4 protein-coding genes are annotated in these 4,896 nt (G+C 30.0%); all 4 read left to right on the top strand.

Annotation, left to right across the window (positions count from 1 at the left end):
* Positions 1–246 precede the first annotated feature (246 nt).
* A complete protein-coding gene (locus RLT85_RS14905) occupies positions 247–774 on the top strand; it encodes a hypothetical protein (protein WP_311402841.1) in 528 nt (175 codons plus the stop codon).
* Positions 775–1,001: 227 nt separating this feature from the next.
* On the top strand, positions 1,002–1,379 hold the full coding sequence (locus RLT85_RS14900; RefSeq protein ID WP_311402840.1) for a DUF4844 domain-containing protein: 378 nt from the start codon (positions 1,002–1,004) through the stop codon (positions 1,377–1,379).
* A gap of 165 nt (positions 1,380–1,544) precedes the next feature.
* Positions 1,545–2,558, top strand: a complete 1,014-nt coding sequence (locus RLT85_RS14895; protein WP_275316920.1) for an AlbA family DNA-binding domain-containing protein — start codon at positions 1,545–1,547, stop codon at positions 2,556–2,558.
* A gap of 157 nt (positions 2,559–2,715) precedes the next feature.
* Positions 2,716–4,464 carry an ATP-dependent nuclease gene (locus RLT85_RS14890; protein ID WP_311402839.1) on the top strand — a complete coding sequence of 583 codons (1,749 nt, stop codon included), beginning with the start codon at positions 2,716–2,718 and terminating at the stop codon, positions 4,462–4,464.
* Positions 4,465–4,896: the final 432 nt, after the last annotated feature.

Genomic DNA, 4,896 nt, shown 5'->3' with positions numbered 1-4,896 from the left:
ATCCTCTCTTTGTTCTTTCTGATTTATAACTTAAATTTAACAAGAATCAAACTTAAGACGTATATAGCTCATAGCTAATGAGTTGCTTGATCGAAGTAAAGGCATATTTGCAAGTCCGCCAAATTTTTTAATTTGGCTTATTGAAAAAAAGGTAATAAGAAAATTAAAAAATTCGGCTCGTGCTTAACCGAATAGTTATCGCTAATTTACACGCTACGAGCCATATACAAGACCGTTGTAAGCAATATGAGAAAAACATTCAGCATAATATTAATGTTCATCGGAATTTCATTCTGTCTTGCTCAAAACGGAGTAATTAACGGAAAAATAGTTGCAGAAATTCCAGAAGAAGCGGAATTGATTGCTGAAAACACTAAAGTGATTCTTGAGATAAACGGAATTGAAAAAACTACAGTTGTTGATAAAAATCTGAATTTTTCATTTCATAATCTTGAGTCTGACTCAATCCGAATTAGAACTGAACCTCACTCGTATATGCGACAATTAACAATAATCGGATTTTTAAAACCTAATGAAACGGTTGAAATAAAGATTCCATATTCTTTGTCTTGTAAATATGACCAATCAAAAGAAAACAAAACTTGTCCTATATGTAAAAAACAAGACCAAGTTATTCCGATTTCCTACGGACTTATAGCAGAAATAACTAAAAAAGGAGAAGAGAAAAAAGACAAAGTATATAAATCTGGTGGATGTGTGACAACTGGTTGCGACCCGAACTGGTATTGTAAAAGGGATGAAATTAACTTCTGACAAAATACTGCTTACAACACCGTGTAAAAAACATTGCTTATTTTAGTTCAATCGTTTGGTCGTTGCTTTGTTTGCTAGCTTCTGATTTTCCTTCGGAAAATCCTCGCACTCAAACACGCAACGTTCCTTACACATAAACGTTGGCAACAATTTGAGAAATGACGAAATACATCAAAATATTAGTTCTGTTTTTAACTTTATCTGCTTGCGGACAAAATGCAACCGAAATGAAAACACCTGAAAATGCGAATGAAAAGTTTGTAGAATTTATTGCAAAGAAAAAATTCTATTCGGAAAATCATTCACCAAATATATCGGATGAAAAACTGAGACCAATATTGACCGAAAAAATCAACGAAGTCGCAACTGATTTTAAACAAATTGCAGAATCTGAAAAACCAACTGACGAGAAATACCAAGAAGCAATTAGAATCGGACTTTTAAAATTCCCAGAAATGGAATTAGGATATGATTCTGAAGATAGAGAAAGGATTTTACTTTATTTTCAGGAAATAATGGACATAGTTGGACTTCAAAGTTCGAATGGAAAGTTGAATGACTTTTATTATGGATTTGACCCAAATACTGTGAATAAAAAGAATTAAAAAACTGTTGCCAACACCGTGTATAATTAATGGCTGGTTCTCGCCTACTTACGAAAATCCTCGCGGATTTTCTATTCGGTTTTTATTTGCTAAATTAGTTGCTTAACAACGCCACTAATCATACACAAGACCGTTGCCAACAAGCTAAAAAAACCACGTAAATTAATGAAAATTGAGAACGAATCAGATTTAGAGAATTTAATAATAAACCAAATTGAGGAAAATATTCATTTGGATTATAAGGCATCAGGTTCATTAGCAAAATCAGACGGAAAAAAAGATGAAATATCTAGAGATGTTTCGTCTTTTGCTAACTCAAATGGAGGAATTATTATTTACGGAATAGCTGAATTTAACGAAAAAGAAAAAAGCCATTTACCTGAAAAAATAAACGCAGTTGATAGAACTCAATTTCCCAAAGAATGGTTAGAAAACATAATAAACGGTAGGATTTCACCAAAAATTGACGGAATTATAATTCAATCAATTCCTATTCAAGAATCTTCTAATTCTGTTGTGTATATTGTGAGAATCCCTAAAAGTACAACAGCTCATCAAGCTTCTGATTTTCGTTATTATAAACGATCAAATTTCGGAAAAAATCCTATGTACGATTATGAAGTTAAAGATGTAATGAACCGAAATAAATCCCCAAAAATTGAAATTATTTTGGAGGTTGAAAAATATAAATACGAAGTAAAACCACCTATTCCCCAAATTACATTTCAAATAAACAGAGAAGAAAAACAGGAAAAGGAATATTCAGTAATCAATACTTTAAATGTCTATGCAAAAAATGTTGGTGGAATTTTCGCTGACTACGTAAATTGCTTTTTAGAAATTCCAGTATCAATTCTCAAAGAAGAAGAATATAATCATAGAAGTTCTGTAATTAAAGATGGAATAGAATATAAACGAATTTTTTGTGACAATACAATTCGTGAAATTAAGGATGTTAAGAATTTCGGAACTTTTAACACATATGATTATTGGCCTTCAAGATATGACCCAATTTTACCTGAAACTCAATTTAGATTAGATGAAATTAAATTCAAAAAAGATATTGAATTTAATAATGAAATAATTTTCTGGGAAGTCTATGCAGACAATTCTGTTAAGGCTAATGGGGAAATTTCAATTTCTGAATTAAAAACGATTGAAAAACAAAAAAGTGAATAAAGCCAGTTGGCAACACCGTATATAATTTATTGCTAGTTTTAGCCTACTTACGAAAGTCCTCGCGGACTTTCTTGGTCGGTAATTATTTATTAAATTAGTTGCTTAAAACACGCAACAAACCATATACAAACACGTTGTAAAACATTTTGACCAACCAATGAAACTATTAGACATAACAATCAAAAACTTCCGCTCTATAAAAGGAGATGGAATAACACTTTCTCTTAAAGACTCGGATATTATATTTTTATATGGTCAAAATAATGCTGGTAAATCGTCATTATTATCTGCTTACGAATATATGATTGCACCGAAAAAAAAAGCAACTCTTAATGATTTCCTCGGTTTTGATACAAATAATCATATAGAGATAAAAACAACGTTCTTAAAAGAAGAAGGAGATAATGCGATTTTTGAAAATAAAGGTTTTAATAAATGGGTTTCAGAAGATGGAAAAATAAAATTCAGGAAGACTTGGGAAGACATTAATGTTGAGGGTAAAAAGGAAACTTTCGACCCTAATCCTGAAATAAATGATTATGTCGAAAATGGATTTGGAGGTTTAGAACAATACTTAACTAAACATTCACCAACACCAGTAAGAATACCTGCATTTCCAACGCCTGCTGACCTAACAAAATTCATTAAAGAAACTATTCAAAAAAGCGTCTTAAAAAGTCTAAAAGATGATGAAGTTGAAGCGTATCAAAATGTAATGAACGAAATAGAAAATTTACAAGAAAGGATACTATCAAATGAAAACATTACCTCTAAAACTGACAAAGCAAACGATAATTTTAGAAAAATTTTCCCTAATCTAACTTTAGAAATTAGTCCAATTGAAGGACAAGAATTTAATTTAGCTTCAACTTTTGAAAAAGAGTTTTCTGTAATAATAAAAGATGATAGATTTCCAGAAGCAAAACAAGATTTTTCTAATCACGGTCACGGAGTTATAAGACAAGCTCTATTTAATTTTTTAGGGATAGTTAAAAACGATTTACCAACAAATAATGATGGTGAAAGTGTATCTAAAGAATATATAATATTATTTGAAGAGCCAGAAGTCTATTTACACCCGAAAGCTATTAATTTACTTCGTAAAGTACTTTATGAATTATGTGCCGATTCACCTTTTCAAATTATTTGTGCATCTCATAGTCCTGCTTTAATAGATATATCAAAACAACACACCACTTTAGTGAGATTATTAAGAGAAGAAGACGGAACAACAAAAATTTATCAAGCAGGAGATGATTTATTTTCGTCTTCACAAGAAATAAAAAATAAAGTTCAAATGATTAATAGGTTTGACCCAAATATTTGTGAATCCTTTTTTTCTAATGAAGTAATTTTAGTAGAAGGTGATACTGAAGCAATAGTTGTTAGAGAATTATTAGAAAGAAAATTTCCAACAAATGATATATTTGTAGTCAATACAGGTTCAAAAAATAATATTCCATTTTTTCAAAAGATTTTTAATCACTTCAATATTAAACAACATATTATACACGATAGTGATACAAGATACAACTACACCAAAACGAAAGGAAATAACGGAGAAATCAATTATGCTGTAAAAAATAATAATGATGGTAATCCAAAAAATAATTCTGCTTGGACAATTAATCAAAATATTTGGGATGAATTAACAAGAGGAAATGAATTCAACGAAAACCTTTCTAAACGATACGTTTCTGTATATGATTTTGAAAGCTCTCACGATTACCAATATGATAAAGATAAAGGAAAGCCTTTGTCTGCATTTGAATATGCTAATTCTTTAGATATAAACTCTAATGTTCCTATTTTGAACTTTTTGAATATGATTTGTGGGGAAACTGAAAAGCCTATTGAATATACACAAGAAGAAATTGACGAATTAGTAAATGAACCAAATGAATAAAAAACGTTTTACAACACCGTATATAAAAAATAGCTTCGTCTGTGATAAACCGAAAATTTTGGTATATTTACTAAATCGCCAAATCTTTTGATTTGACGATTTTATAAAGAAAGTTAAGCGTAAAGCATAAAAGATTTGGCTTGTGCGTGGCTGATAAATAATCACTGATTTGCACGCTACTTTTCATATACAAATCCGTTGCCAGTTATGGTAAAAAACAACATCCCTCCTATTATCTTTAGGGCTTTGAGCAAGTTATTTCCTTTTATTATCTAACCGATTTTAAAATTGTAGTGAAAAATAATTATCTGTGAAAAGTAAAAACATTGCGGATTAATTAATTTGGATTTTTAATACAAATTGTGCAAAACGATATAAATCAAATTTCAGATGGAACACAAATCATATCGCAAATTAAAAAAGGCAAACGCA

Source organism: Mesonia ostreae (assembly GCF_031845265.1).
GTDB classification, from domain to species: Bacteria; Bacteroidota; Bacteroidia; order Flavobacteriales; family Flavobacteriaceae; genus Mesonia; species Mesonia ostreae.
This window is presented reverse-complemented; position numbering and strand designations above follow the sequence as displayed.

Excerpts from the sequence above, each read along its gene's own strand:
- RLT85_RS14905 (WP_311402841.1), top strand. The coding sequence starts at position 247 with ATGAGAAAAACATTCAGCATAATATTAATGTTCATCGGAATTTCATTC.
- RLT85_RS14900 (WP_311402840.1), top strand. The coding sequence starts at position 1,002 with ATGAAAACACCTGAAAATGCGAATGAAAAGTTTGTAGAATTTATTGCA.
- RLT85_RS14895 (WP_275316920.1), top strand. The coding sequence starts at position 1,545 with ATGAAAATTGAGAACGAATCAGATTTAGAGAATTTAATAATAAACCAA.
- RLT85_RS14890 (WP_311402839.1), top strand. The coding sequence starts at position 2,716 with ATGAAACTATTAGACATAACAATCAAAAACTTCCGCTCTATAAAAGGA.